General features: G+C 84.7%; 1 pseudogene. It reads left to right on the top strand.

The features are described 5' to 3' along the window. A pseudogene (locus GCL84_RS29065) lies at positions 1 to 705 on the top strand (translation initiation factor IF-2); the annotation flags it as partial.

Genomic DNA, 705 nt, shown 5'->3' with positions numbered 1-705 from the left:
CGCCCAGCGCCCAGCCCGCCCCCGCGGCGGAGCGGCAGACGCCACCCCCGGCGCCCGGTTTCAAGCCGGGTCCGTCCGGCCCGCGGCCGGGCCCCAAGCCCGCGCCGAAGCCCGCGCCTGAGCAGCAGCGCCCGGCGGCGGCCGCCGCCGAGGCCCCGCAGCAGCAGGCCCCGCAGCAGCAGCCCCCGGCGGCGCCCGCGCAGAACAAGCCCGCGGGCCCCAAGCCCGCGCAGCCGCGTCCCGCGGCCGCCCAGGGCGGTGGCGGCGCGGTCGTGCCGCCGCGCACGCAGTCCCCGAAGCCGGGACCGCGCGCGCCCCGGCCCGGCAACAACCCCTTCGGTGTCGGCGGCGGCGCCCCGGCCCCGCGTCCGGGCGGTCCGCGTCCCGGCCCGCAGGAGCGCCCGCAGGGTGGAGCGCCCGGTGGCGGCTCGCGTCCCGAGGGCGGCAGGCCCGCCTCCGGTCCGCGTGGCGACCGTCCGGCCCCGCGCCCGGCAGGCGGTCCGAACCCCGGCAACATGCCGCCCCGCCCGAACCCGGGCATGATGCCGCCCCGTCCGGCCCGTCCGGCAGGCGGCGGCGCGGGCCGAGGTGGCCCCGGCGGCCGTCCCGGTGGCGGCGGTGGCGGCGCTGGTCGTCCCGGTGGCGGCGGCGGTGGCGGTGGCTTCCGCGGCGGTCCCGGCGGCGGTGGCGGCGGCGGTGGCTTCC

Source organism: Actinokineospora pegani, assembly GCF_009745975.1.
GTDB classification, from domain to species: Bacteria; Actinomycetota; Actinomycetes; order Mycobacteriales; family Pseudonocardiaceae; genus Actinokineospora; species Actinokineospora pegani.
Note: the sequence above shows the minus strand (reverse complement) of the source record. Positions and strands in the feature narration are given on the sequence as shown.